The 23,685-nt window shown below is 39.6% G+C and carries 23 protein-coding genes; 12 read left to right on the forward strand and 11 right to left on the reverse strand.

Going from position 1 to position 23,685, the window contains the following annotated elements:
* Positions 1–109: 109 nt before the first annotated feature.
* Positions 110–619 carry a hypothetical protein gene (locus AC1M89_RS06760; protein WP_481614055.1) on the forward strand — a complete coding sequence of 170 codons (510 nt, stop codon included), beginning with the start codon at positions 110–112 and terminating at the stop codon, positions 617–619.
* A gap of 95 nt (positions 620–714) precedes the next feature.
* Here AC1M89_RS06760 and AC1M89_RS06765 read toward each other — a convergent pair whose 3' ends face one another.
* The 3 genes from AC1M89_RS06765 to fadB form a co-directional block, all read right to left on the reverse strand.
* A complete protein-coding gene (locus tag AC1M89_RS06765; protein ID WP_481607249.1) occupies positions 715–1,458 on the reverse strand; it encodes a hypothetical protein in 744 nt (247 codons plus the stop codon).
* Positions 1,459–1,541: 83 nt separating this feature from the next.
* Positions 1,542–2,714, reverse strand: a complete 1,173-nt coding sequence (gene fadA, locus AC1M89_RS06770) for an acetyl-CoA C-acyltransferase FadA (protein WP_035265978.1) — start codon at positions 2,712–2,714, stop codon at positions 1,542–1,544.
* A gap of 12 nt (positions 2,715–2,726) precedes the next feature.
* Positions 2,727–4,880 (reverse strand): fatty acid oxidation complex subunit alpha FadB, encoded by a 2,154-nt coding sequence (gene fadB / locus AC1M89_RS06775; protein WP_092766638.1) that lies wholly within the window; start codon positions 4,878–4,880, stop codon positions 2,727–2,729.
* A 505-nt stretch (positions 4,881–5,385) separates the two neighbouring features.
* On the opposite strand from fadB, the gene lpxO reads away from it, so the two are divergent.
* Together lpxO and AC1M89_RS06785 are read left to right on the forward strand one after the other, a co-directional pair.
* Positions 5,386–6,300: a lipid A hydroxylase LpxO gene (lpxO, locus tag AC1M89_RS06780; protein ID WP_035265982.1), complete on the forward strand. Its 915-nt coding sequence runs from the start codon at positions 5,386–5,388 to the stop codon at positions 6,298–6,300.
* 129 nt (positions 6,301–6,429) lie between these two features.
* The gene (locus AC1M89_RS06785) at positions 6,430–7,383 is read left to right on the forward strand and encodes a hypothetical protein (RefSeq protein WP_035265985.1); all 954 of its coding nucleotides are present in this window, start codon (positions 6,430–6,432) and stop codon (positions 7,381–7,383) included.
* Between the two features lie 32 nt (positions 7,384–7,415).
* Here AC1M89_RS06785 and AC1M89_RS06790 read toward each other — a convergent pair whose 3' ends face one another.
* Positions 7,416–8,465 carry an AAA family ATPase gene (locus AC1M89_RS06790; protein WP_481592351.1) on the reverse strand — a complete coding sequence of 350 codons (1,050 nt, stop codon included), beginning with the start codon at positions 8,463–8,465 and terminating at the stop codon, positions 7,416–7,418.
* Between the two features lie 228 nt (positions 8,466–8,693).
* On the opposite strand from AC1M89_RS06790, the gene uvrC reads away from it, so the two are divergent.
* The 5 genes from uvrC (at position 8,694) to AC1M89_RS06815 (ending at position 13,150) form a co-directional block, all read left to right on the forward strand.
* Complete coding sequence (gene uvrC, locus AC1M89_RS06795) at positions 8,694–10,493, forward strand: excinuclease ABC subunit UvrC (protein WP_180028652.1); 1,800 nt, start codon at positions 8,694–8,696, stop codon at positions 10,491–10,493.
* Between the two features lie 115 nt (positions 10,494–10,608).
* On the forward strand, positions 10,609–11,403 hold the full coding sequence (locus AC1M89_RS06800) for a thioesterase family protein (protein WP_481590109.1): 795 nt from the start codon (positions 10,609–10,611) through the stop codon (positions 11,401–11,403).
* 103 nt (positions 11,404–11,506) lie between these two features.
* A complete protein-coding gene (gene pgsA, locus AC1M89_RS06805) occupies positions 11,507–12,094 on the forward strand; it encodes a CDP-diacylglycerol--glycerol-3-phosphate 3-phosphatidyltransferase (RefSeq protein ID WP_035265993.1) in 588 nt (195 codons plus the stop codon).
* 55 nt (positions 12,095–12,149) lie between these two features.
* Positions 12,150–12,518, forward strand: coding sequence for a hypothetical protein (locus tag AC1M89_RS06810; RefSeq protein WP_481590108.1), 369 nt, complete (start codon positions 12,150–12,152; stop codon positions 12,516–12,518).
* Between the two features lie 98 nt (positions 12,519–12,616).
* Positions 12,617–13,150 carry a DUF4269 domain-containing protein gene (locus AC1M89_RS06815; protein ID WP_481592350.1) on the forward strand — a complete coding sequence of 178 codons (534 nt, stop codon included), beginning with the start codon at positions 12,617–12,619 and terminating at the stop codon, positions 13,148–13,150.
* Between the two features lie 3 nt (positions 13,151–13,153).
* On the opposite strand, the gene AC1M89_RS06820 is transcribed toward AC1M89_RS06815, so the two are convergent.
* A complete protein-coding gene (locus tag AC1M89_RS06820; protein ID WP_481588591.1) occupies positions 13,154–14,956 on the reverse strand; it encodes an ABC transporter ATP-binding protein in 1,803 nt (600 codons plus the stop codon).
* Positions 14,957–15,091: 135 nt separating this feature from the next.
* On the opposite strand from AC1M89_RS06820, the gene AC1M89_RS06825 reads away from it, so the two are divergent.
* Positions 15,092–15,715, forward strand: coding sequence for an alpha-ketoglutarate-dependent dioxygenase AlkB family protein (locus tag AC1M89_RS06825; RefSeq protein WP_481592349.1), 624 nt, complete (start codon positions 15,092–15,094; stop codon positions 15,713–15,715).
* Between the two features lie 16 nt (positions 15,716–15,731).
* Here the strand turns inward: AC1M89_RS06825 and ruvX are convergent, their stop codons facing one another.
* The 3 genes from ruvX to recN form a co-directional block, all read right to left on the reverse strand.
* Positions 15,732–16,175: a Holliday junction resolvase RuvX gene (gene ruvX / locus AC1M89_RS06830; RefSeq protein ID WP_035266001.1), complete on the reverse strand. Its 444-nt coding sequence runs from the start codon at positions 16,173–16,175 to the stop codon at positions 15,732–15,734.
* Positions 16,168–16,722, reverse strand: a complete 555-nt coding sequence (locus tag AC1M89_RS06835) for a YqgE/AlgH family protein (RefSeq protein ID WP_035266003.1) — start codon at positions 16,720–16,722, stop codon at positions 16,168–16,170. The genes ruvX and AC1M89_RS06835 overlap by 8 nt, the downstream gene beginning before the upstream one ends.
* Before the next feature lie 81 nt (positions 16,723–16,803).
* Positions 16,804–18,471 carry a DNA repair protein RecN gene (recN, locus tag AC1M89_RS06840; RefSeq protein WP_035266004.1) on the reverse strand — a complete coding sequence of 556 codons (1,668 nt, stop codon included), beginning with the start codon at positions 18,469–18,471 and terminating at the stop codon, positions 16,804–16,806.
* A gap of 316 nt (positions 18,472–18,787) precedes the next feature.
* Here recN and ppnP point away from each other — a divergent pair, with 316 nt between their 5' ends.
* The 3 genes from ppnP to AC1M89_RS06855 all read left to right on the forward strand — a co-directional run bounded on the left by ppnP (position 18,788) and on the right by AC1M89_RS06855 (position 20,927).
* Positions 18,788–19,111, forward strand: a complete 324-nt coding sequence (ppnP, locus tag AC1M89_RS06845; protein ID WP_035266006.1) for a pyrimidine/purine nucleoside phosphorylase — start codon at positions 18,788–18,790, stop codon at positions 19,109–19,111.
* A gap of 136 nt (positions 19,112–19,247) precedes the next feature.
* Complete coding sequence (rlmB, locus tag AC1M89_RS06850) at positions 19,248–19,994, forward strand: 23S rRNA (guanosine(2251)-2'-O)-methyltransferase RlmB (RefSeq protein ID WP_035266007.1); 747 nt, start codon at positions 19,248–19,250, stop codon at positions 19,992–19,994.
* A gap of 6 nt (positions 19,995–20,000) precedes the next feature.
* Positions 20,001–20,927 carry a DMT family transporter gene (locus tag AC1M89_RS06855; RefSeq protein WP_092766655.1) on the forward strand — a complete coding sequence of 309 codons (927 nt, stop codon included), beginning with the start codon at positions 20,001–20,003 and terminating at the stop codon, positions 20,925–20,927.
* Positions 20,928–20,943: 16 nt separating this feature from the next.
* Here the strand turns inward: AC1M89_RS06855 and coaE are convergent, their stop codons facing one another.
* From coaE to AC1M89_RS06870, 3 genes are read right to left on the reverse strand one after another with little or no spacing between them, the layout of a single operon-like run.
* On the reverse strand, positions 20,944–21,546 hold the full coding sequence (gene coaE / locus AC1M89_RS06860) for a dephospho-CoA kinase (RefSeq protein WP_092766656.1): 603 nt from the start codon (positions 21,544–21,546) through the stop codon (positions 20,944–20,946).
* 41 nt (positions 21,547–21,587) lie between these two features.
* Positions 21,588–22,448 (reverse strand): prepilin peptidase, encoded by an 861-nt coding sequence (locus AC1M89_RS06865; protein WP_035266012.1) that lies wholly within the window; start codon positions 22,446–22,448, stop codon positions 21,588–21,590.
* Complete coding sequence (locus AC1M89_RS06870) at positions 22,448–23,674, reverse strand: type II secretion system F family protein (protein ID WP_481614056.1); 1,227 nt, start codon at positions 23,672–23,674, stop codon at positions 22,448–22,450. The genes AC1M89_RS06865 and AC1M89_RS06870 overlap by 1 nt, the downstream gene beginning before the upstream one ends.
* Between the last annotated feature and the right edge of the window lie 11 nt (positions 23,675–23,685).

Below are 23,685 nucleotides of genomic sequence, written 5' to 3' on the forward strand. Positions count from 1 at the left end.
GATGAATACGTAAATAAATTGGTGTAGTTTAATTAAAGAATAGCTCTATTTGTTTAGTTATTCTTGTTCCTGATGCTCAATTTGAACGATGCATGTCAGAGTCTTACTTATGACTAATTCTAAATTATGTTTGATGTTCGGTGTGATCTCAGCTTTGCTGATGAGTTTGACTCATGCTGAAGATGTTGCAAGCCTGCCTTCAATTCAATTGATGGCGGACGATGACTTACGTGATGAAGTTGTGACGACTGTTACACCTTTTCAAGAGGATCAAAAGGTGCGTCAATCTTTGCAGCATCAAGTGATCAAAAAAGAGCAGAATATTCAAAATGCTGCTTTAGAGCAAAGTTCACCTGCACTGAATATTCAACCGAAAACTCCAGTGCCTGATATGAGTCATCTATCACCTTTACAGCAGCAGTATGTTTTGTCTGTTGCAGCAGGTTTACAGTCGAATGATCCGAGTTCAGGCATTTTTAGAATGTTGGAGCCTTTAGGGATTGATCGGGACAAAGCATTGACTCATATCCAACAGGGTGGAGGCGCGATTCCAATGACCTTTGATGAGCAACGTTTAAATCAGTTGTTGGGTGATGGATGGCGGAGTAATCTAAAATAAAATTTGATTTCTAAAGTATAAAAATCCCGCAAACAGCGGGATTTCTTCTAGTCACGTATCTAAACTTAAACACGTTTGATAATTTGCAAATTATCTTAAAGCCTAGGTAAATTATAGTAGATTAATTCACATGAATTTAAAGTGTTAAGATCTAAATTGATATTTTGTTGAGCAGATACATGGTTGCTCAAGTGTTGATTTTGTTGAGCACTAAAGCCCAAAAAAGAATTATAACCTTCAATTTGAATTTTATATTTCTGAATATTAAGGTTCAAATTTTGAGTTAAGCAATACTGCTTTAATGAGTATTCTCTCTTATTATCAGATAGCGTAAAATTTATCTTGTGAGTAACAGTATCAATAACATAAATAGAATGTTTGTGTGAGCCAATATTAATTTTTTGTTGATGAGTTGGATTAGCTTGTACCGTACCGTTAAATAGAAATTCTTTGATAACTGGCTTGCCAATGACTTCATTTATTTTGATCAGAGCGAAGTTTGTAAGCGTGATAAATTGCGGGGAAAATAACCTCCAAACAAAAAATAACACAAACCCTGTAAGAAGTATAAATATAAAATAATTCATGAATTTATTAATTTTTTTATAACGGAATTTTTTGCGATTCTCCTCAATTTCTCGGACATAAAACTGATTGATAACAACAAGAAAAATGGGAGTTAAAAAAGTAATAGCCAGTCCATAAGCAATACTAGAAACTAATAGAGGATTAAAGAAAGGCAATTCATATTGATTTTCTAACTTCCATCCAAAATAGAAAATTATAAGACTGAGAACGATATAAAATACTGGATAGAAATATGTCTTTTTTTTCTTCATATTTATAAATTTTTTAACAAGATTTTTTTTTAGAGAAAAAACCCCGCATTAAGCGGGGTTTCTTTTGGTCACGTATTTAAAACTTAAACACGTTCGATCACAGTTGCGATACCTTGACCTAAACCAATACACATCGTCGCAAGACCGATTTGAGTATCTTGCTGTTCCATCACGTTCAACAAAGTCGTCGTAATACGAGCACCAGAACAACCCAATGGGTGACCAAGCGCAATCGCACCACCGTTTAAGTTCACGATGTCTTGTTTGTCATGTAAACCTAGACCTTTTAATACTGAAAGACCTTGAGCGGCAAATGCTTCGTTTAACTCAACAGTTTGAATATCACCAATGCTCAAGCCAGCACGTTTAAGCGCTTTTTGCGTTGCAGGAACAGGACCGTAACCCATGATCGCAGCATCACAACCTGCAACCGCCATAGAACGGATAACAGCACGTGGCTTCAGACCTAATGCTTGTGCACGCTCAGCAGACATCAATAACATTGCAGATGCACCGTCAGACAACGCTGATGATGTAGCAGCAGTCACTGTACCGCCTTTAGGGTCAAACACAGGACGTAACGCTTTAAATGCTTCAAGGTTCGCATCTGGACGAATCACTTCATCAACATCGCATAGGATTTTGAAGCCATTTGCATCATGACCTTCAACACCAATGATTTCGTTTTTGAAACGACCTTCTTGAGTAGCAGCCCAAGCACGACGGTGAGATTCAACACCAAAAGCGTCTTGCTCTTCACGGCTAATGCCATTCATACGACCTAACATTTCAGCTGTTAAGCCCATCATGTTAGATGCTTTCGCATAATGTTTAGATGCTTGTGGGTTCAAGTCGATGCCATGCATCATGCCAACGTGGCCCATGTGCTCTACACCACCAATGATGAAGATATCACCTTGGTTAGTCGCAATTTGAGCAGCTGCGGTATGAATTGCTTGCATTGAAGAACCGCAAAGACGGTTAACAGTTTGACCTGCAACAGTTTTTGGTAAGTCTGCCAATAACACGATGTTACGACCGATGTTCATGCCTTGCTCTAGAGTTTGGTTCACACAACCCCAGATCACATCTTCAACTTCGTTCACATCAAACTGGTTACGAGCAACCAATGCACGAACTAATTCAGCAGATAAGTTATCGGCACGTACATTGCGGAACATACCATTTTTGGTTTTACCCATTGCTGAACGTACGCCATCAACGATGACAACGTCACGTGGATTTAAAGTAGCCATTCACGTTGCTCCTTAACCGTAGAATTTTTTATTGTTAGCAGCCATGTCACGCAACATTTGTGGCGCTTCATAAGCCTTACCTAAATGCGCATACTTGTCGCAAAGCGCAACATACTCAGCTACACCAGTTTGATCGATGTAACGGCATGGACCACCACGGAATGGAGGGAAGCCTACACCCATGATCATTGCCATATCTGCTTCGTTAGGTGTTGCAACGATGTTGTCTTCTAAGCAACGAACAGTTTCGTTACAGAAAGCAATCATCATACGGTCAATGATCTCTTGAGAATCAAATTCACGTTTTTCACCAGTCACGACAGAAGCAATCACGTCATACGCTGTTGGATCAACAGTTTTTGCTTTCTTGCCTTTCTTGTCCAATTCATATTTGTAGAAACCAACATCGTTCTTTTGACCAAGACGTTGTGCTTCATACATTGTTTGGATTGAACCTTTGAAATCAGGCTTCATACGGTCAGGGAAACCTTCAGCCATCACTTCTGCACCGTGAACGCCAGTATCAATACCGACAACGTCCATTAAGTATGCAGGACCCATTGGCCAGCCAAATTTTTCCATCACTTTGTCGACTTGTTGGAAGTCAGCGCCGTCTTTAAGAAGAAGGTCAAACGCACCAAAGTAAGGGAACAATACGCGGTTTACAAGGAAGCCCGGGCAGTCATTGACAACGATCGGGGTTTTACCCATTTTTTGAGCGAGTACGACAGTCGTTGCAATCGCTTCAGGTGAAGTTTTTTCACCGCGGATCACTTCAACCAAAGGCATCATATGCACTGGGTTGAAGAAGTGCATCCCTACAAAGTTCTCAGGACGTTCAAGGTTTTCAGCCAAACGCGTGATTGAGATCGTAGAGGTATTTGATGCAATGATCGTGTTTTCACGTACTTTAGATTCAGTTTCTTTGAGTACGATTCCTTTCACTTTCGGGTTTTCAGTTACCGCTTCGATCACGATATCGACTTCTTTAAACTCATCATAGCTTAATGTCGGACGGATACGTGCAAGCGTTTCACCCATTTGAGCAGGCTTGATTTTCTTACGTTCAACTTGTTTAGTTAGGAGACCGTTTGCTTCTTTCATTCCTAAAGCAAGTTGTGGGTTACCAATATCTTTCATGATAATTGGTGTGCCTTTGCTTGCCGCTTGATAAGCAATACCACCACCCATGATACCTGCACCAAGTACTGCAGCTTGATTTACAGGGTGAGCGCCTTGTTCATATTTTTTCGAAGTTTTCTTCACAACTTGGTCGTTGATGAATAAACCAATCAACGCGCCTGCTTGTGGCGTTACCGCTGCTTTTGCAAAGTGTTCAGCTTCTTGGCGAAGTGCACCAGCACGATCTAAGCTCGAACCCGCTTGCATAGAATCAAGCAATAATTTTGGCGCAGGGTATTGTGCAGGATTAGCTTTCGCAAGCACCACACCTTTAGATGAGTTGAAAGCCATCATTTGTTCTAATGGATTCAACTTAATTGGATCTAATTTTTCTTGACGCTTCGCTTTCCAGTCTAAACGACCTTCGATTGCTTGTTTAACGATAGAGATCGCAGCATCTTGTAATTTATCAGCAGCAACCACCGCATCGACCGCACCATCTTTAAGTGCAGCAGGTGCTTTTTTCGGGTTCGCCATTGCCATCCATTCAACAGCGTTATCGATACCGATTACACGGCTTAGACGAACAGTACCACCGAAACCAGGAATGATCCCAAGTTTAATTTCTGGAAGACCAACTTGTGCTGATTCTGACATCACGCGATAGTCACACACCAAGCACATTTCGAAACCGCCGCCCAATGCCATACCATTGATTGCAGCAACTTTAGGAATATTTAAATCTTCGAATGAGTTGAAGATTTCATGAACAGGCATCGCCCAATCTACAATGACTTGTTCGCCTTGCGCAAAGTTTTCACCAAACTCAGTGATGTCTGCACCAACGATAAATGTAGATTTACCAGATGTAACGATAAGACCTTTAATCTCAGCGTTTGATTGAACAGCAGCAATTGCAGCTTTAAAGTCGTCAATTGTTGCGCGGTTGAATTTATTAACCGACTCACCTTGTAAGTCAAAGCGGAATTCTGCAATTCCGTCCGAAAGCATTTGGACGGTAATGGCATTGCCAGCGTGGATCATGCCCTGATCTCCTTTTTTTTGGAGGACTTCTAAGTTGATGTTGTGAAGCAAGTGCGTATTTCCTGCGCACATTAAAGCTTCGCTAATCTTACGATAACTATATCGAAAAAGAACATAACAAGTTGTATCAAGCCGTGACGCAATGGTCATCTATTTATTGCACCAGCATGCGTTATAAAACAGCAGATGCGAATGTAGAGTTTGTTCTTCTTACAATAAAGCGATTGTTTCAATTGGCATTTTATTTAAAAACACTTCAACTTATATCTGGGGTAGGTAGGTAATTTCAAGTTATTTTGCACTTTAAATTTCGTCATAAAAGTCAATAAACTGAAATATAAAGCCATCAAAAGTCTATTTGTAGAACACAATGTTTCGTTGTTTGGGGTAGTCGTTATACAATTTACGTGATTATCTATACATCTAAATTGGAACAATTCATTTCCAATTTAGGTGCAGCATCTCCTCATTTAACCCGCTAACCAAAGATAAACCGAGTCAATCAATGATCAAGTGGATTATTCTCGCGATATTCATCATATCGGCACTGTATATTCAACGTCGTGGAAAAGTACGACATTCGTTCTATCGTCAATTCTTTGATCATTCGACCATTTTGGCACCTATTAATTTTTTGATGTATATGTTCTCTAAGGTGCCAAACCAGCCTTATATCGACACACAGCATTTTAAAGATTTAAAAGTGTTAGATGAAAATTGGGAAATGATTCGTGATGAAGCCAAAGCTTTATATGAGCAGGGTGGGATCAAAGCCTCTGAAAAATATGATGACCTAGGCTTTAACTCATTTTTTAAAACTGGTTGGAAGCGTTTTTATTTAAAATGGTATGACTCTGCACATCCTTCAGCAGCAGAACTGTGCCCTAAAACGACAGCATTGCTTAAAACATTGCCAACCATTAAAGCGGCGATGTTTACTGAGCTTGCTCCTGATAGTCGCTTGGTTCGTCATCGTGATCCTTATGCGGGATCTTTACGCTATCATTTAGGGTTGTTGACGCCAAATGATGATCGTTGCTTTATTGATGTAGATGGTCAGCGGTATTCATGGAGAGATGGTGAAAGCGTTGTGTTTGATGAAACCTACATTCATTATGCAGAAAACACGACGGATCAAAATCGTATTATTTTCTTTGCTGATGTAGAGCGCCCTTTAAAGACACGTTGGATGGAACGGTTTAATCATTGGTTTGGTAAAAATGTAATGACTGCGGCAAGTTCACCGAATGAAGCAGGGGATCAAACGGGTGGTCTGAACAAAGCATTTGGTTATATTTATCGCTTGCGTGTGAAAGCAAAAGCACTGAAGGCGAAGAACCGTCAGTTATATTACTTTTTAAAATGGTTCTTGATGTTAGGGATATTCTTCCTGATTTTCATTCGACCTTATGTGTTTTAAGAGCATTCAGATCAAAATGCGCCTCAGGGCGCATTTTTTAATTTTACTTAAAATGATGTAAATTAAAATTGAGAAGTAGTTCAATAAAAGCTATGCTTTTGTCTGTAAAATATACAAAAGAAAATTCAAATGAATCTCAAAAAAACAATATTAGTACTAAGTGTTTTACCGTTTTTTTTAAGTGCCTGTGGCGGCGGTGGGTCGGGAGATTCGTATGAATCATCACCGAGTACACAATTTCGAAACGGTGATCAACTCTATTCAATTTACTATAATTCCAATGATCGATTCGGCTTAAATTATATTGAATTTCAAAATGGACAATTTACTTATACGGATAGTTTTAAACCGTTGAATAGTGTGATTGTGACGCGAAATCGTATCTATCAAACCTATGATCAAGCCCAAAATACGCTCAGTGTGAATAGTCCTAGTCATTGGACGATGAATATCATTGGTGACATCCAAACGGATATCGAAATGGAGCGTGTAAACCTATCGGGTAAAAATGTTTTTGATACAGTTTTACCAGGTTATCGCAACATTGATCGAAATGATTTGAGCCCTAATGTGAGATTGTTTATCGCCAAAGATGGTCTTAAAAATTTTTCTTCAGGTAGCTATTGTTATAGAAAGAAAGCAGAACAAAACAGAGTAGATTATTTACAACTCTATCCAAACACGAGTGAACCATTGGAAGAGAGTTTTAACCAATTTTATGAAGATAACTTGCTGTATCTTGATCTTTTAAATGACAAAAATCCAATTGTTAAATTTCAACTCGCTAAAGATCGTTGGATGGGTATGAATTTTAGCAGTATTTTTGACACCAGTATGAAGATTAGTTTAGATGATTCAACAGCCATTGAATTTGAAAGCAAACTATACCCTGCTGAATATCATCAAACTTTGAAGCGTACGACTGATGATGAATATAAACTCTATGAAAAATTGTTAATGAACGATGATGTTGCAGAAAATAGACAGCGTTATCAGTTATTAATGGCAAATATTGAAAAAGGGTGTACGTATTATAATAAAACGGCAGCAGAATCCTTTGTCACGATTCCTGGTTTAAGATGATTTGTTTAAAAAAAGCCCATAATGGGCTTTTTTTATTGATTGATGATCGAGAGCTGACCGTCTTTGCAATCCAGCTTGAGATGAAGTTGATCTGGATGCTTTAGAAAGTAGATCGCAATAATGGGTTCTAGTTCAGTTCTCATTTTCCGTGCTAAATGACGTGCCCCAAAGCGGATATCATGACCCTGATAGAAATATGCTTTGGCAAGGTCTGATAAGTGAACCTGACGTTTTTGATGTTGCAAACGAATGTTGAGTTTTTCCAGTTCAATATCTACCAATTTAGGGAGTGCATCATTTTGAACAGGCTGATAATGAAGGACACGATCAATTCGATTCAGAAACTCCGGATCAAAACTGCGATGCAGTATTTTTTCAATAATGGCTTTCGTGGGTAGGCGTTTTAAACATAGATTTTGAAGTTTTTGCGGTAAAACATTTAATTTATCTAAATATTGTTGTGCTGCGCGTGCTCCTGCATTACTGGTCATAAAGATCATACAATTACGAAAATCAATCGTTTTTGTTCCAGCAGTAAGGGTTAGGCGACCTGTATCCAACACATTCATTAAGCCACGAATCACTTCGGGAGAGGCTTTTTCAAGTTCATCAAACAGCATAATGCCAGGACGGGTATGAGAGCCATTAATCGCAGTTTCATCGAACAAACTGTGACCTTCTTTCGAACCGACATATCCAGGCGGAGCGCCTGTTAAAGCGGCTGCATAATGTTCTTGAGCCAGTGTATTCATATCGATACGACAAAACGCATCAGGACGACCATAAATCGCTTCAGCAATCAAACGAACAGTCTCTGTTTTACCAACACCTGTTGGTCCAAGCATTAAGGTGACGGACAAGGGGCGTTCAGGACTTGAAAAGTCAGCTTTGACCACGTGAAGCATTTTTTCGATTTCATCTAAGGCTGGATTTTGCCCAATGATACGATCACGCAATAACTGCATCACTTTGGCTGGTTCAAAATGAAAGCGAGACTTTCCAATGAGTCGATCTTTTTCTGAAGGACTATGGGATGAGAGTGCAGGTTGTATGGCGTGAAAAGCACGATCGTTCGCAGTCATGTTGGCGCATCCATGAATGAATCAGTTGAAAAGCATATCAAACTTGAATTTAACAACTCAGACTTTTTAACAATCAGCTGATTATAAAATTTGCGATCATTGCTCTGAACTGTTGGATCAACAAGGTTTTAAAATCGTCTACCGAAATGCACTTGAAATAGAGCGCGTTACCATCACAATAAGCTCATGCTGTTGCATGAATGACTGACTCTACATTAAAGGCTGCTTGTGAACGAAAACGCACGTGAACACATTGAAAAAATCTTAGCCAATCTTACGACTTTGCCTGGTGTCTATCGCATGTTAGGTAAAGATGGAGAGTTGTTGTATGTGGGAAAAGCGAAGAATTTAAAAAATCGTGTTTCTAGCTATTTTGTTAAAACCATTGAGCATCCCAAAACACAGGCTTTAGTTGCCCGCATTCATGATATTGAAACCATGGTGGTCCGCTCAGAAACGGAAGCATTACTTCTTGAACAAAACTTAATTAAGCTTCATCGACCGCCGTATAACATCATGCTGCGAGATGATAAATCTTACGTCTATATTTTTGTGTCCAGTGATAAGCCTTATCCACGTATTGCAGCAGGTCGTGGTAAGGGGAAACATCAAGCAGGTAAATTTTTTGGACCTTATCCAAGTGCTTATAATGCACGTGATACATTGGTGGTCTTACAAAAATTATTCAATGTCCGCCAATGTGAAAATAGTTATTTTGCGCAACGTAAAAGACCGTGTTTGCAGTATCAAATTAAACGTTGCTCAGCTCCATGTGTGGGCATGATATCACCTGAAGATTATAAAGATGATGTCGATAACTCAATTCGCTTTTTACAAGGGGATACACGTGAGCTTAATCAAGAATTAATTGCCAAAATGGAAGCGGCAGCAGAAGCTCTCGAATTTGAAAAAGCCGTTTTTTATCGTGATCGGATGGCATTATTGCGTGATGTACAAACGCAACAAGCGATTTATAAAGTCAAAGGTGAAGCAGATATATTGGCGATCGCATACCAAGCGGGGGTAACGTGCGTTCAGATTATGCATGTGCGTAATGGCAAGATGTTGGGAGGAAAAAGTTATTTCCCAGATATGTTGGGCGATGATTTGGGACAAATGCTGGCAGATTTTATCGCGAACTTTTATTTCCAAGTTGCCGATGAGATTCCAACAGAATTAATCGTCAACGTGGAGCTGCCAGACAAGAAAGACATAGAAGAGGCACTACAACAAAATTTTGGCAAAAAAATTCTGATTAAATCAAAAGTTCGAGAAACCCGTGCAGAATGGCTCGAGCTTGCGACCATGAATGTACAGCATGCCATTAAAGGACAACTTGCTAATCATTATGAATTGAATGAACGTTTTCATCAGTTAGAAGAGGTGGTCGGACGTCCAATTGATCGTATCGAATGTTTTGATATATCCCATACGATGGGCGAAGCAACGATCGCTTCTTGTGTTGTCTTTGATAGTGGAGGGGCTCGCAAGCGCGATTACCGTCAGTTTGCTATCGAAGATATCACTGGCGGTGATGATTATGCTGCCATGCGTCAGGCTTTGACACGACGGTATAAGAAGGCGATGCTGCCAGATTTGCTTCTCATCGATGGTGGTAAAGGGCAATTACATATGGCAATGCAGGTCATGCAAGATCTTGGATTGGATGCATTCATGGTGGGGGTTTCAAAAGGGGAAGGACGTAAGCCTGGTTTGGAAACCTTACATTTCACTGATGGCACAAAGATTCAACTGCCTGAAGACCATAAAGCGCTACATTTAATTCAACAGGTTCGTGATGAGGCGCATCGATTTGCCATTACTAAACATCGTGCCAAGCGCGATAAACGTCGTGGACAGTCAGTTTTAGAAGCCATTCCAGGGCTAGGACCAAAACGCCGCCGTGATTTATTAACACATTTTGGTGGGATTCAAGGGGTATTAAAAGCCTCTGAAAAGGATCTGAATTTAGTCCCAGGTTTTGGTGCAAATCTCGCTCGGACTGTGTACAAAATCTTGCATGAGTAATCATGCATATCAATTTGCCAAAATGATCATTGACCTGCGAGTCATTGATCATTTACCTCAATCTGAAAATTCAGCATGCTAGCGCGATAAGAAATTTAAAATAAAAGGGTTGCGCATGTCATTTGGACAGGTATTTCAAGAAATTGATCAACAAGAATGGGTGGAGATCCCTGAGGGTTGGTTGCAAGGTCGTACCATTTTTGGTGGTTTAACCACGGCGATGATGCTACACAAAGCAACACAAATGATTCATGACCCTCAAAAAAGATTATTGAGCACCAGTGTGGTATTTGTGGGTCCTGTTCAGGAAAAGCCAGTCAAAGTGACAGTGGAAATTTTAAGGCAAGGTAAATCTGTGACTAATATTGAAGCTCGGATTTGGCAGGATGATGCTGTACAGGGAATTCTGCTGGCAAGTTTTGGTTCAGACCGTGAATCAGTCGTGAATATGGATCAAACTCGCTCAGCACCACAGTATGATTCACCTGAAAGTTTAGTTAAGTTGCCTTATCATCCTCTTATGCCGCAATGCTATCAGAACTATGATCTGATTTGGGCTGAAGGGAAATACCCTTGTACGGCTGCTGAAAAGCCAGATTTTGGCGGGTGGTTTCGATATGCAGAATCTAAATTTGAAGCAGGTCCGCTGAGCATGCCTGAATTTATAGCAATGTTAGATATTTGGCCTGCAGGAATTTTTCCTATATTAAAAAAACCAGCACCGGGCAGTTCAATTTCTTGGTATGTGACGCTGGTAGAGCCTATTCTAGCTGACCGACGAGATTGGTTTAAATATAAAGTATTTACAGATCATTCTGCGCATGGTTATTCTACTGAATATGCCCATATTTGGGACCATAATGACCGTCTCGTTGCAATTTGTAGACAGACTGTCGCGATTTTTGCCTAGTCGACAGCGGGTAGTGAATCGTTTAAAGTAAGCGGATTAAAGAATCAAAGCTCAAGTTTTTATTGCAAATTTTAGCTGTAATTGGGGCAAACTGGCGGTGTCTATGTCTACAGGTCGCATCCTGAATATACCAAATATCTTGACGCTAGCACGTATTGCGTTAATACCTGTTTTTTTAATTATTGCCTATTGGCCTCCTGCGATTGGTGTGGGTGGGCATGAAGGGGGTATGACTCGTCATATCATTCTGACTGCAATTTTTGTGATTGCTGCTGTCACAGATTGGTTTGATGGTTACTTAGCAAGAACATTGAATCAGACTTCTGCATTCGGACGTTTTTTAGATCCTGTTGCGGATAAATTAATGGTCGCAGCAGCATTGATTGTTTTGGTGCAATGGCAACCTACAATTTCGATGGCTTTTGCTGCGATTGTGATTATTTCACGCGAGATTACCGTTTCTGCTTTACGTGAGTGGATGGCTGAGCTCGGTGCACGTACCAATGTAGCTGTATCAACGGTTGGCAAATATAAAACAGCTTTTCAGATGATTGCTATTTCCGTGTTCTTACTCAATTGGAAACCACTTGAATTAGTAGCATATGGTTTATTGTATACCGCTGTAATTTTAACACTGTGGTCCATGTTTATTTATTTAAGAGCGGCATGGCCATATCTAAAACAACCCTAATGTATTTAAAGCGCCAAAAGGCGCTTTTTTATTGTCTTGAGAAAGTGATTTAAAAATGAGAATTAAATTTGCTATTGGTTTAAGTATCTTGTTGAGTTCAAGCATTTATGCGGATGATTTATCACGGGCACAAGAGTATTTGCATAATGATGGGATCGCGTATTGTCTATCTCATTCTGAGATTTATGCAGCTGAAGCAAATATTGCGAGAGGTGGATATTTTCAACTCGGTGAGCATAGCCATGAGGCGGCAAAACAAGTGCAAAATTATATTGATCAAGCGCTCAAAGAAGCGTTAGGCAGCTATCAATATTCAAAAGAGAAAGCATACCTTATGCGTTGTTTGGAAATCTCTTATTCAACGCAGTATCGAAATTATATTAAAACTGTTTATGCGTTAGATGTTATTGAAAATCAAAAATAACCTTAATTGCTTAAGCTTTTCTGGTGATGGTTAAAGTAATTCATATTGGAGTGTTCAACCGCTTTAAAGTTGAATTATCTTAGAGATTAAAAATAACAATGAAAAAAATACACTTTCAAAAAGTTATTGATGACTTAAACCTTTTGGAAATACTCAAGCGGTATCAAGTTACAGTGGTCGGTACGCCACCTTTAGGAATTGCAACAGCACAAAGTGATATCGACCTCATTTGTAGTTATCCGATTGAGCAAGAGAATCATTTGATTGAAATACTAAAATTATTTCAAACCTATAAGGCATGGTGCATTGAGCGAAGTTATTTTGAACGTGATACTTGGATTTGCCGATTTGAATATTGTGCTTGGTCAATTGAGATATTTTGTTCTACAACACCAGTTCATCAGCAGGCGGGATTCCAGCACTTCTACGTTGAACATAGAATATTAGATTTGGCAAATGACCAATTTAAACAGGAAATCATTCGCCTTAAGCGAAAAGGTATAAAAACTGAACCTGCATTTGCACAAATATTAGCGCTCGATGGTGATCCTTACACGAAGTTAAGTCAGCTCTATGAAGCAGATGACTGTGTGTTGATTCAACTGCTTCAATGTCAAGGTTACCTAGATTAAACTTTAACTATGGGTTTCCTCATCCCCATCGTCTTCAAAAGTTTTTGCAATTTTTTCGATATTCAAACTTTTAGCCATCGCATCAAAAATTTGTTTATATACACCGTCTTGATGGTAAAGAGCATCATGTTCTCCATGCTCGGCAATTTCGCCTTCTTTCATGACATAGGTGTAATCCGCATCAATAATTTGCGACAGGCTGTGCGAGATAATAATGACAGTACGTCCTTGTTTAATCTCATCAAGGCTTTGTTTAATTTGTTCCGAAGCAATGGCATCCAAACTCGCTGTCGGTTCATCTAAAAAGATAATCGGTGGATTTTTCAAGAACATACGAGCAATCGCAATACGCTGTTGTTGTCCTCCAGAGAGTTGCAATGCATCGGAATGATAGCCATCAGGAAGTTGTAAAATTTGCTCATGAATGGATGCTTTTTTAGCAGCAATGATCACGTCTTCTTCAGTAGCATCTGTTTTACCATAGCGAATATTTTCAAGAATAGTCCCTTGGAAAATATGATTTTTTTGTAGGACTAATCCAATATGATCTCTCAAATATTGTGTATCAATTTGATTGAGATCGATGCCATCGAGTTCGATACACCCCTGATTAGGTTCATAAAATTTATCTAAAAGACTGATTAAGGTTGATTTTCCCGCGCCTGATAAGCCAACTAATGCAGTAATTTTATTGGGTCGAATCTCCATATTGATATTCTTTAGTGCGTGGTGACCGTTTGGATAAAAGAATTCAACATTTTTCAGCGTAAATTTTCCTTGAATTTGCGGTTTGAGTTGACCTGTAGGTTCAATTTGATCATCTGCTTCTAAAATTTTAAAGAAGCTTTCTGAATAGATCATGGCATCATTCACTTCATCATATATACGATGTAAGGAGCGAATTGGCGCGGATACATTATTGAACAACAGTACATGAAACATGATCATACCGATGCTCATCTGACCATCAAGCACAAAATACGCAGTTAGGATGATGATTAAAACAATACCTATTTGTTCAATAAAGGTTTTTAACCCATCAAATAAAAAGCTGACCTGACGGGTTTGCATTTGATTATCTGTGAGTTCTTTTTGTAGTTTGAGTTGTTTGGTTGATTCTATTGACTCGCGGTTGAAAGATTTGATAACCGTAATTGAATTAATAATTCCGAGGATACCTTGGCTTTTCTTTTCTCGACCATCACGTAAATTCCGACGCCAGCCTCCGAGTTTTTGTGCTTGTTTATAAGTTAACCAGAAGTAGATTGGAACGATAGTGGTCGCCACTAAGCCAACATAAAAGTTGGCGTAGTACATTAATCCTAAAGCCACGATCGCACTGGTAAATAACGGCAAAATGTCAATAAAGAATATTTGAACTAGACGAGTCAGAGAGCCAATACCACGATCGATTCGTGTTTGTAATTTGCCCGCCTGATTATTCTCTTCGTTGAAAAAAGCTAATCTATAGGTCAGAAATTTTTCAATGATGCCTTGTGCTAGATCTTGTGAAATAAAAATTCTAAGTTTTTCACCATAAAACTTTTGTCCGAATTGCACAAAAGCATTAATTACTTCTTTACCCAATAATATCGCTGTAATGGTAATCAGGATATTCCAGCCTTCAGCTAAGCCAAAACCATTCTCAACCAGCGCATTAATTTCATCAACTGCATACTGCAAAGTGAGTGCATTCACTTGAGCTGTGAAAGAGCCGATGAGCGTAAGAAAGAGAGTGGCAATCACTAAAAAGCGATAAGGTCGAACGAAAGGTTTAAGTTTTAGAAAAAGTTGCCATAAATTCATAAGCGATTGTTTTTATTGTCTAGATTTATGCCAGTCTAAGCTTGATTGTCCAGTGTCACAAGCGTTCACAATGTTTCAATTTGTCAGTTGAAATATTCAGCTAATATAAGGTTATATTTTCATGGCAAATTGGTTATGAACTTCGAGCTGTTTGCACCCGAACCCAATTCAAATCTCCTACCTTGTGATGGGATTGTAGAAGATTACGGCCTTATACTTACTCATGCTGAATCACAGGATTATTTCGATTATTTTTCAGAAGCTTTGGCTTGGAAACAGGATGAAGTGATTTTATACGGCCAATATTTTAAGACGGGTCGTAAAGTCGTATGGTATGGTGACCAAAACTATCAATATCACTATTCAGGGATGGATAAACAAGCACAGATTTGGGATTTGAAATTATTAGCACTCAAGCAAAAAATTGAACTTATAACAGGAGTTCAATTTAATTCTTGTTTGGCTAATTTGTATGAAGATGGAACTCAAGGTGTAGGATGGCATAGTGATGATGAGGCTGCATTAAGAGATCCTGAACATGGCGAGACCGTCATTGCTTCACTGAGTCTCGGCGCAACCCGAAAATTTAGATTTAAACATCGTGATAAAACTCATACTGCTGAAATGTATCTACAATCAGGACAGTTGATTGTGATGAAAGGTCAAACACAGCGTTTTTGGAAACACACTTTAGCGAAATCAACCAAAGTATTAGAGCCTAGAATCAATTTAACCTTTCGCTATTTTTATCCTAGATGAAGTGGCAAATATTCTATTAAGGTTGAATACCTTGAGGATTACGATACCAACTTTCAATAAATAAAGCGGCTGCCAAGCTGTCTGCGGACAACTTTTTTCCACGCCCTTGCGCCTGATAATGATCGAGTTCATCACGCGCTTCGCGAGTTGTTAATCGCTCATCCACCATCCATGTTTCTATATTGGTTTGGTGTCTTAAACGACGAGCAAATTTACGTGCTCGTGTTGATAGTTCCGATTCGCTATCATCCATATTCAGTGGTAGCCCGACTAAAAACAGATTTGGAGAATGCTGTTTTACAATTTTGAGTAGATCATCCCAATTGGGAATGCCATCTTTCATCGGTAAAAGTGAAAGTGGCGTAGCACTTTCAATAATGGACGATCCTACAGCCATTCCTGTTTTTTGTGTGCCAAAGTCAAAGGCCATAATGAGTTGAGCGGTAGTTGAATCAGGCATGTCCAATCTCAGATGAAAGCCATGTACGATCGACCCCCATTTTTCTATAGGCAGCGTCCCAGCGATCGTCATAGGGTAAGTTAAAAATCAAATCCATATCAGAGTCACAAATGAGCCAGTCACCTCGAGCGATTTCTTGCTCCAACTGGTTTTTACTCCAACTTGCATAGCCTAAAGCAATTTGATAGCGACCAACACCTTCATTGTGTGCGATTGCATCAAGAATATCCTTTGAAGTTGTTAAACAGAGATTTTCACCTACAGCGATGGACGCATGCCAAGTAGGTTGACCCGTATGAAGTACAAAACCCGCTTCTGGTCGTAAAGGACCACCTTGTAAGACATCATGTGGGTGAACATGATCTGCAACGATATCAAGATCTGTTAAGAGTTCTTTAACCTGAATCCCAGCTGGACGATTGATCATAATTCCCTGCGCACCTTCATGATCATGACGAGCAATATAGACCACACTATTTGCGAAGAAATCATCTGCTAAATCAGGTGGGGCAATCAGGCAACGGTGCGTTAGAAATTGTTTACTCACCTAATGGCTTCTCCTATGTTTGAGTATCACTTTACTTCAACATACTAGACTTATGGGTTTTCAACAATCCTTTTAAAATAATCAAGATGTGCTGGTCTGAAACTTTAATTGCCTTAATTGTTTTGCATGTTGAAGGGTGGTCTCGCTAATTTCGACACCACCAGTCATGCGAGCAAGCTCTAATATCCGTTGATCTTCATCAAGCTCAACGATAGTGCTGCTAGCAGGGTCTGTTTGCAGTTTTTTCACTAACAAATGTTGGTCCGATTGCGCTGCAACTTGGGCTTGATGTGTAATACATAGAATTTGAACATGTTGACCTAATCCAGCCAATAAGCGACCGACAATCTCAGCTGTTCCACCGCTGATGCCCACATCAATTTCGTCAAAAACGAGTACTTCAGCTTCAGTTTTTTCTGCATTCATGACTTGCATGACCAATGCAATACGTGACAATTCACCACCAGACGCAACCTTCGCAAGTGGTTGAGGTGGAATCCCTTTGTTTGCTGTGAACAATAATTGAATAAAACTAAACCCTTCAGATGAAGGTTGCTCCAGAGGATCAAAACGGAATTCAAAATGAGCTTCTGGTAAAGCCAGTTGCTTGACTTGTTCTGTTAAGAGTTTGGCTAAGGGTTCTGCTGCTTTACGACGGATATCATCCAGATATTGAGCTTTCTCTATAAACTGTTGATGTGAAATTTCAACTTGTTCAGCCAAAGTCTCTGGATCTTCAAGCTGATGTAATTGTTCTAGCTCTGCCTGCCAATGTTCGTATTCTGATTTTAAATCTTCGGGTTGTACTCGATATTTGCGCGCTAAACGATGGAATATTTCCAGTTGTGTGTTTAACTCTTCCATTCGTTCAGGATCAAAACTCTGACGGTCAATGAATTGTTTTAAATTCGCACTGGCATCATCGAGTTCACTTTGCGCATTTAATAATGAGTTATAAATTTCAGAGAGTAAATCACTACGACCTGCATGAGATTCAAGCTTGCGAATAATACTTGAAATTTCCTGAGTGATATTTTGATCAGACTCATCTAAAACGTTGATTGCATAACTACAATCTTGCATGATGTGTTCATGATGACTTAAGCGATCGAACTCTTGTTCAATTTCTTTATAGTCAAGTCGAACCACTTCTTCTAATTCTTCTAATTGAAGATTAAGTGTCTCAATGCGTTGAAGGCGGGTGGTCTGTGCATCAAGCGCAGCTTGATGCTGTCGGATATTTTTTTGCCATGTGTTATAACTGTCTTTGACAGCAAGCGTATGTTGACCAAAGTTGCTGTAACGATCTAACCAATGTTTTGGATAGGGCGGTTCTAACAGTTGTTGCTGACTATGCTGGCTGTAAAGTTGGACTAAGAGTCTGCCTATTTCCTTTAATTCTGACAGACTACTTGGACGTCCATTGATCCAAGCTTTACTACGACCTGTAGCAAATATTACCCGTCTTAGATGAATTTCACCCGATTCATCTGCCAGCTCATGAGTGCTTAACCATTCAGCTTCAGGACTTTGATCTTGATAACTAAATACGGCTGTAACATCAGCCTTATCTGAACCATAACGAACGTAATTCGTATCAGTACGCTCGCCTAAACACGCTGATAATGCATCGAGTAATAAAGATTTACCTGCACCAGTTTCACCCGTAAGAACATTGAAACCTTGATCAATATCAATGGCTAAGTTATCGGCTAAAGCAAAGTTGATCAGATTAAGGTGTGTCAGCATAAACGCATCCGAGCTGCGAAAGTGTGGATTCTAAGATAGAGAAATTTTGTTTTAGTCTCAAGTCACGACATTTGAATATGAGAACTTTTAGTTTGCATTTTAACTGAAATTAGGTTGATTACTAGTGACTGAATATATTCTTTTACCTGTGTACAAAAGATATATAGAAGAAATCAAAAAAATCTTTAAATTTCATCATTAGGGAACAAAAGTTGCTTATAAAAACCATTGCAAAACACTGATTGATTAGTTGCTCGAGCGCAATTAAACTACGGCAATTAAAATTTATAAAATGCGCATTATTTGGAGAATACGCATGTCATCACAATTTGATCATGTATCTGTTGTAAAAAAATCAAATGTTTATTTTGGCGGGACGTGTATTAGCCACACTGTTCAATTTGAAGACGGTACGAAAAAAACACTTGGGGTTATTCTACCGACGGAACAACCGCTTATTTTTGAAACACATGTACCAGAGCGTATGGAAATTATTTCTGGTGAATGTCGTGTCACAATTGCAGACAATGAAGAACATGAGCTTTTCCGTGCAGGGCAGTCGTTTTACGTGCCTGGTGAGAGCCGTTTCAAAATCGAAACAGATGACGTATTAGACTACGTTTGTCATTTCGAAGGCTAATTACCCAAAAAAAATTTGACCAACATTCAATGGTCAAATCGGTTAAACTATTCGCTATATAAAATCCTGTAAAGTTGGCTTTGCGGGATTTTTCTTTTCTATATTATTGTATTGTCTTAGTGAGTTGAGGTCGTTCATGGCTAAACCCGAATATTATTATGGCGTTCATTCTGTGGAGTCATTGTTGGAGTTAGAACCTGAACGCGTTTTGACTCTATTTGCACTAAAAGGTCGTGAAGATCAACGTTTAAAACGTATTTTTGAGTTGGCTGAACCTTTCGGAATTAGTATTCAAAAAGCGAGCCGAGACAGCCTTGAAAAACTGGCTGGACAACCTTTTCATCAAGGTGTCGTTGCTGCAGTTCGTCCTCATCCAACGCTGAATGAAAATGATCTTGAGCAATTAATCAAAAGTACAGACAATGTTTTTTTACTGGCGCTTGACCAAGTGACGGACCCGCATAATTTGGGTGCGTGTATTCGAACTGCGGCAGCCATGGGCGTACACGCGGTTGTTGTTCCTCGTGATCGTTCTGCGAGCTTAACACCAACGGCTCGTAAGGTTGCTGCTGGTGGTGCAGAGAAAGTTAAATTTATCCAAGTGACGAATTTGGCTCGTACTTTAGCTAAAATCAAAGATGATTTTAATGTTCGAGTGATTGGCACGATGTTAGATGAGCATGCTCTACCTATTCACGAATGTGATTTGACTGGTCCTGTCGCAGTGATTATGGGTGCTGAAGATACTGGTTTAAGACCGATTACTCAGGCGCAATGCGATCACAAAGTTTATATTCCAATGAGTGGCAATTTACAAAGTTTGAATGTGAGTGTGGCGACAGGCATGGCACTTTACGAAGCGTGTAGACAACGTCAAGCCTAATTTGAGATGGCACTTTCAGATCGAGCCCAAGGCTATTTTTTTCTTATTACTACCATGTGCATCTGGGGGGGATTTACCCTCACTGCACGATTAAATGCGCTATGGCACATCAATACGTGGGACATTGTGGCACTGCGTTTTTCACTGGCTTTTTTGATCTTAATGCCGATTTTACTTTATCGTAGAGAAGCCTCTTTTTTACTTAAAAAAGAACCATTTATTTTGGCAATGATTGGTGGTGTGATCTATTGTTTGTTGGCTTATAGCGCATTTCACTATGCACCGACTGCGCATGCTGCAATTTTTCTCAATGGTTGTATTCCTATTTGTACTGCCATCGTGGCTTTTATATTGATGAAGCAGGCTTTTGATCGTCATACATGGGCAAGTTTGCTCATTATGATCACCGTGCTCGGTATTATGAGTCTCCTGATGTATCGTGAATCAGGCATTCCTTTTGGTGCTGGTGATGGATTATTCTTCTTGAGCGCCATTTTTTGGGCAATATTTACCGTATTACTGCGTAAATTCCAACTGAGTGCATGGCAGGCGATGTGTGGAGTTGCCATCTGGTCAGCCGTGATTTATGTACCCATTTACGTGTTATTTTTGCCCAAAGATCTTAGTACTCCTGAGCCTCAGCATTTACTGTTTCAGACAATATTTCATGGCATATTCGTGGTCATTATTGCAACTTTAACTTATGTGGAAGCGATTAAAAGACTCGGGGCTTTTAAAGCAGGGAGCATTACCAATTTAGCGCCTTTTTTAGCTGCAATTTTGGCAGTGCCTTTGTTAAATGAACCTTTAAGTATTGCGATGTTATTTGGGTTGTTGGGTATGGCGATAGGCGCATTACAACCATGGCGATGGCTGGGTCGCCAAGATGCACTAAGCCAAAAACTTGAGCAACAAAAAAAGCAGTCTTCTTAGACTGCTTTTTTAAAATCTAAGCTTGTTGTGTAATATCGAGATAATATTGGTGTTTTACTGCGAGTTGTTGATAGAGATGATCAAGTTCACCATCATTAATAACAACATCGTCTGCACGTTTTAATTTTTCTTCACGAGACATTTGCGCACTCATTATTTTTTTAATTTGCTCAATGTCTTGATGATCACGTTGCGAAGCACGCAAGATTTGTAATTCTGTGGATGCATCGATCAGTAAAGTACGTTGAGTAAGTTGGTGTTGATTGGTTTCAAATAAGAGTGGGGAAACTAAAATGGCATAAGGACTGGTCGCCCGTTGTAGTTGTTCAATAATCGATAGGCGAATTGCAGGATGCGTAATATTTTCTAATATCTTTCTAGCTTCAGGATGTTTGAAAATATGGTCTCTTAACGCTCTGCGGTCGAGTGCGCCATCTTCCAATAGCACCCAATCCCCAAAATGATCTTTAATTTTTTGTAGTGCAGGTTTTCCAATTTCAACCACTTCACGTGCTACGATATCTGCATCAACAACAGTAATACCTTGTGTTTCAAACCACTGACTTGCAGCAGTTTTTCCACTTCCAATACCACCTGTTAAGCCCAAAATAAAGCGCATGTAAAAAACCTTGTAATTATCATAATGGGGCTTATTTTAGCTTAACCCCCTAAATAAACCTTCATAATTTCGTTACCCCATAAGAATGCAATCCATCCAGCAATCGCAATATAAGGTCCAAAAGCAAAGGGCTGATTTTCTTTTTTGACTTTCATCAAAATGATGCCGATGATTGCACCGACTAAGGATGAAAGTAGGACAATGAGCGGTAATAAAAATGGACCCATCCATGCACCAAGCGCGGCCAGTAATTTGAAGTCGCCATATCCCATTCCTTCTTTGCCTGTCACGATTTTAAATAGATAGTACACCACCCATAAACAGAGGAAACCAATCAAATATCCCCAAATTGCGGAGGTAGGTGAGGTGTAGAGTGCATAGCTATTTACCGCTAAACCAAGTGCAGCCAAGGGGAGAGTATATCGATCGGGTAAAAGTTGTGTATCGAAGTCGATGAATGTGAGTGCGATCAGTGTCCACGTTAAAATTAAGCCAAAAAGCATTTGTAGGCTTGGACCAAATACCGCGACGACCACTAATGAGCAAACAGCAGTCAAAACTTCTACCAGTGGATAACGAATACCAATCGGATTTTCACATTCACCACATTTTCCACGTAAAAATAACCAACTTATCACGGGGATATTTTGATACCAACGAATAGGTGTTTTACATTTTGGGCAGGTCGATGCAGGTTTACTTAGCGTGAGCTTATCTTCATCAATTATGGCTTGGTCGGGATGTAAAAACATCTGACAGTCTTGACGCCATTCTTGCTCCATCATTTTAGGTGTGCGGTAAATGACAACATTTAAAAAACTGCCGACACATAAGCTGATGATTCCCACAGTTAAATAGAGTGCTGTAGGCGATTGAATTAAATACGCAATTATTTCGTTCATTACACCACAGAACCCATTTGGAAGATTGGAAGATACATTGCGATGACTAAGCCGCCGACCAAGACACCTAGAATGGCCATAATCAAAGGCTCCATCATGGAGGTTAAGCCATCGACAGCATTGTCGACTTCACTTTCATAATGGGTTGCAACCTTATCTAGCATAGCATCGAGTGAACCCGATTCTTCACCAATTGCTACCATTTGCACAGCCATAGATGGGAATAAATTGGTCGAGCGCATAGCGAAATGAAGTTGTTGACCAGTCGCAACGTCGTCACGAATACGCATAACTGCTTGCTCATATACCATGTTATTCGTTGCACCAGCTGTTGATTGGAGTGCATCGATTAAAGGGACGCCGGCAGCAAATGTGGTTGAAAGTGTACGGCTATAACGTGCGATAATTGCTTTATAAACCAAATCACCAAAAATAGGCAGCCTTAAAGCCGTGCGATCTAATGCATCCGCAAATTTTTGACTACGTTTTTTGGCTTCAATAAAGCCGATAATGGTCAGCGCGATACCAATAATTAAAATAAACCAATATTTTTGCACCCACTCAGACATTGCCACTACGAGTTGCGTGAACGCAGGTAAGTCTGCGCCAAATGAGCTAAACATCTCAGAGAAGACAGGAACCACTTTGACCATCAAAATAATGGTCACAATAATTGCAACCACAATGACAGCAATTGGATACTTCATCGCTTTTTTAATTTTTTGTTTGAGAACTTCACTTTTTTCTTTATAAATCGCAACTCGATCGAGCATGGTTTCAAGCGCACCTGATTGCTCACCTGATTCTACCAATGAGCAGAATAACTGATCAAAATGCTGAGGATATTTGCGTAGTGCACCTGCAAAAGTATTACCACCTTCGACCTCAGTTTTAATACCCAAAACCACTTCACGCATTGCAGGATTATCTAAGCCTTCTGCAACAATTTCAAAGCTTTGAACAAGTGGTACACCTGCTTTCATCATGGTGGCAAGCTGACGCGTAAAGATGGTGATGTCCAAAGTAGACACTTTCTTCTTCATTAAGCCTTCAAGAATATTCTTGCGCTTCTCGCGGATACTACGCACCGTAATGCCTTGTTTGCGGAGCATGACTTTTGCAAGTTGAATATTACGCGCAGGCATTTCACCTTTAACTTTGGTTCCCTTGCGATCCACGCCGTCATATACAAACGTTGGCATCATCTGTGCTTTTTTCACCGCCATAATGATTTCCT

This window comes from Acinetobacter sp. ANC_7635 (assembly GCF_056779945.1).

Excerpts from the sequence above, each read along its gene's own strand:
- recN (WP_035266004.1), bottom strand. The coding sequence starts at position 18,471 with ATGCTGACACACCTTAATCTGATCAACTTTGCTTTAGCCGATAACTTA.
- AC1M89_RS06785 (WP_035265985.1), top strand. The coding sequence starts at position 6,430 with ATGAATCTCAAAAAAACAATATTAGTACTAAGTGTTTTACCGTTTTTT.
- AC1M89_RS06865 (WP_035266012.1), bottom strand. The coding sequence starts at position 22,448 with ATGAACGAAATAATTGCGTATTTAATTCAATCGCCTACAGCACTCTAT.
- AC1M89_RS06760 (WP_481614055.1), top strand. The coding sequence starts at position 110 with ATGACTAATTCTAAATTATGTTTGATGTTCGGTGTGATCTCAGCTTTG.
- AC1M89_RS06800 (WP_481590109.1), top strand. The coding sequence starts at position 10,609 with ATGTCATTTGGACAGGTATTTCAAGAAATTGATCAACAAGAATGGGTG.
- ppnP (WP_035266006.1), top strand. The coding sequence starts at position 18,788 with ATGTCATCACAATTTGATCATGTATCTGTTGTAAAAAAATCAAATGTT.
- AC1M89_RS06825 (WP_481592349.1), top strand. The coding sequence starts at position 15,092 with ATGAACTTCGAGCTGTTTGCACCCGAACCCAATTCAAATCTCCTACCT.
- AC1M89_RS06790 (WP_481592351.1), bottom strand. The coding sequence starts at position 8,465 with ATGACTGCGAACGATCGTGCTTTTCACGCCATACAACCTGCACTCTCA.
- lpxO (WP_035265982.1), top strand. The coding sequence starts at position 5,386 with ATGATCAAGTGGATTATTCTCGCGATATTCATCATATCGGCACTGTAT.
- AC1M89_RS06820 (WP_481588591.1), bottom strand. The coding sequence starts at position 14,956 with ATGAATTTATGGCAACTTTTTCTAAAACTTAAACCTTTCGTTCGACCT.
- ruvX (WP_035266001.1), bottom strand. The coding sequence starts at position 16,175 with ATGCCTGATTCAACTACCGCTCAACTCATTATGGCCTTTGACTTTGGC.
- coaE (WP_092766656.1), bottom strand. The coding sequence starts at position 21,546 with ATGCGCTTTATTTTGGGCTTAACAGGTGGTATTGGAAGTGGAAAAACT.
- AC1M89_RS06815 (WP_481592350.1), top strand. The coding sequence starts at position 12,617 with ATGAAAAAAATACACTTTCAAAAAGTTATTGATGACTTAAACCTTTTG.
- pgsA (WP_035265993.1), top strand. The coding sequence starts at position 11,507 with ATGTCTACAGGTCGCATCCTGAATATACCAAATATCTTGACGCTAGCA.
- AC1M89_RS06855 (WP_092766655.1), top strand. The coding sequence starts at position 20,001 with ATGGCACTTTCAGATCGAGCCCAAGGCTATTTTTTTCTTATTACTACC.
- fadA (WP_035265978.1), bottom strand. The coding sequence starts at position 2,714 with ATGGCTACTTTAAATCCACGTGACGTTGTCATCGTTGATGGCGTACGT.
- fadB (WP_092766638.1), bottom strand. The coding sequence starts at position 4,880 with ATGATCCACGCTGGCAATGCCATTACCGTCCAAATGCTTTCGGACGGA.
- AC1M89_RS06765 (WP_481607249.1), bottom strand. The coding sequence starts at position 1,458 with ATGAAGAAAAAAAAGACATATTTCTATCCAGTATTTTATATCGTTCTC.
- rlmB (WP_035266007.1), top strand. The coding sequence starts at position 19,248 with ATGGCTAAACCCGAATATTATTATGGCGTTCATTCTGTGGAGTCATTG.
- AC1M89_RS06810 (WP_481590108.1), top strand. The coding sequence starts at position 12,150 with ATGAGAATTAAATTTGCTATTGGTTTAAGTATCTTGTTGAGTTCAAGC.
- AC1M89_RS06870 (WP_481614056.1), bottom strand. The coding sequence starts at position 23,674 with ATGGCGGTGAAAAAAGCACAGATGATGCCAACGTTTGTATATGACGGC.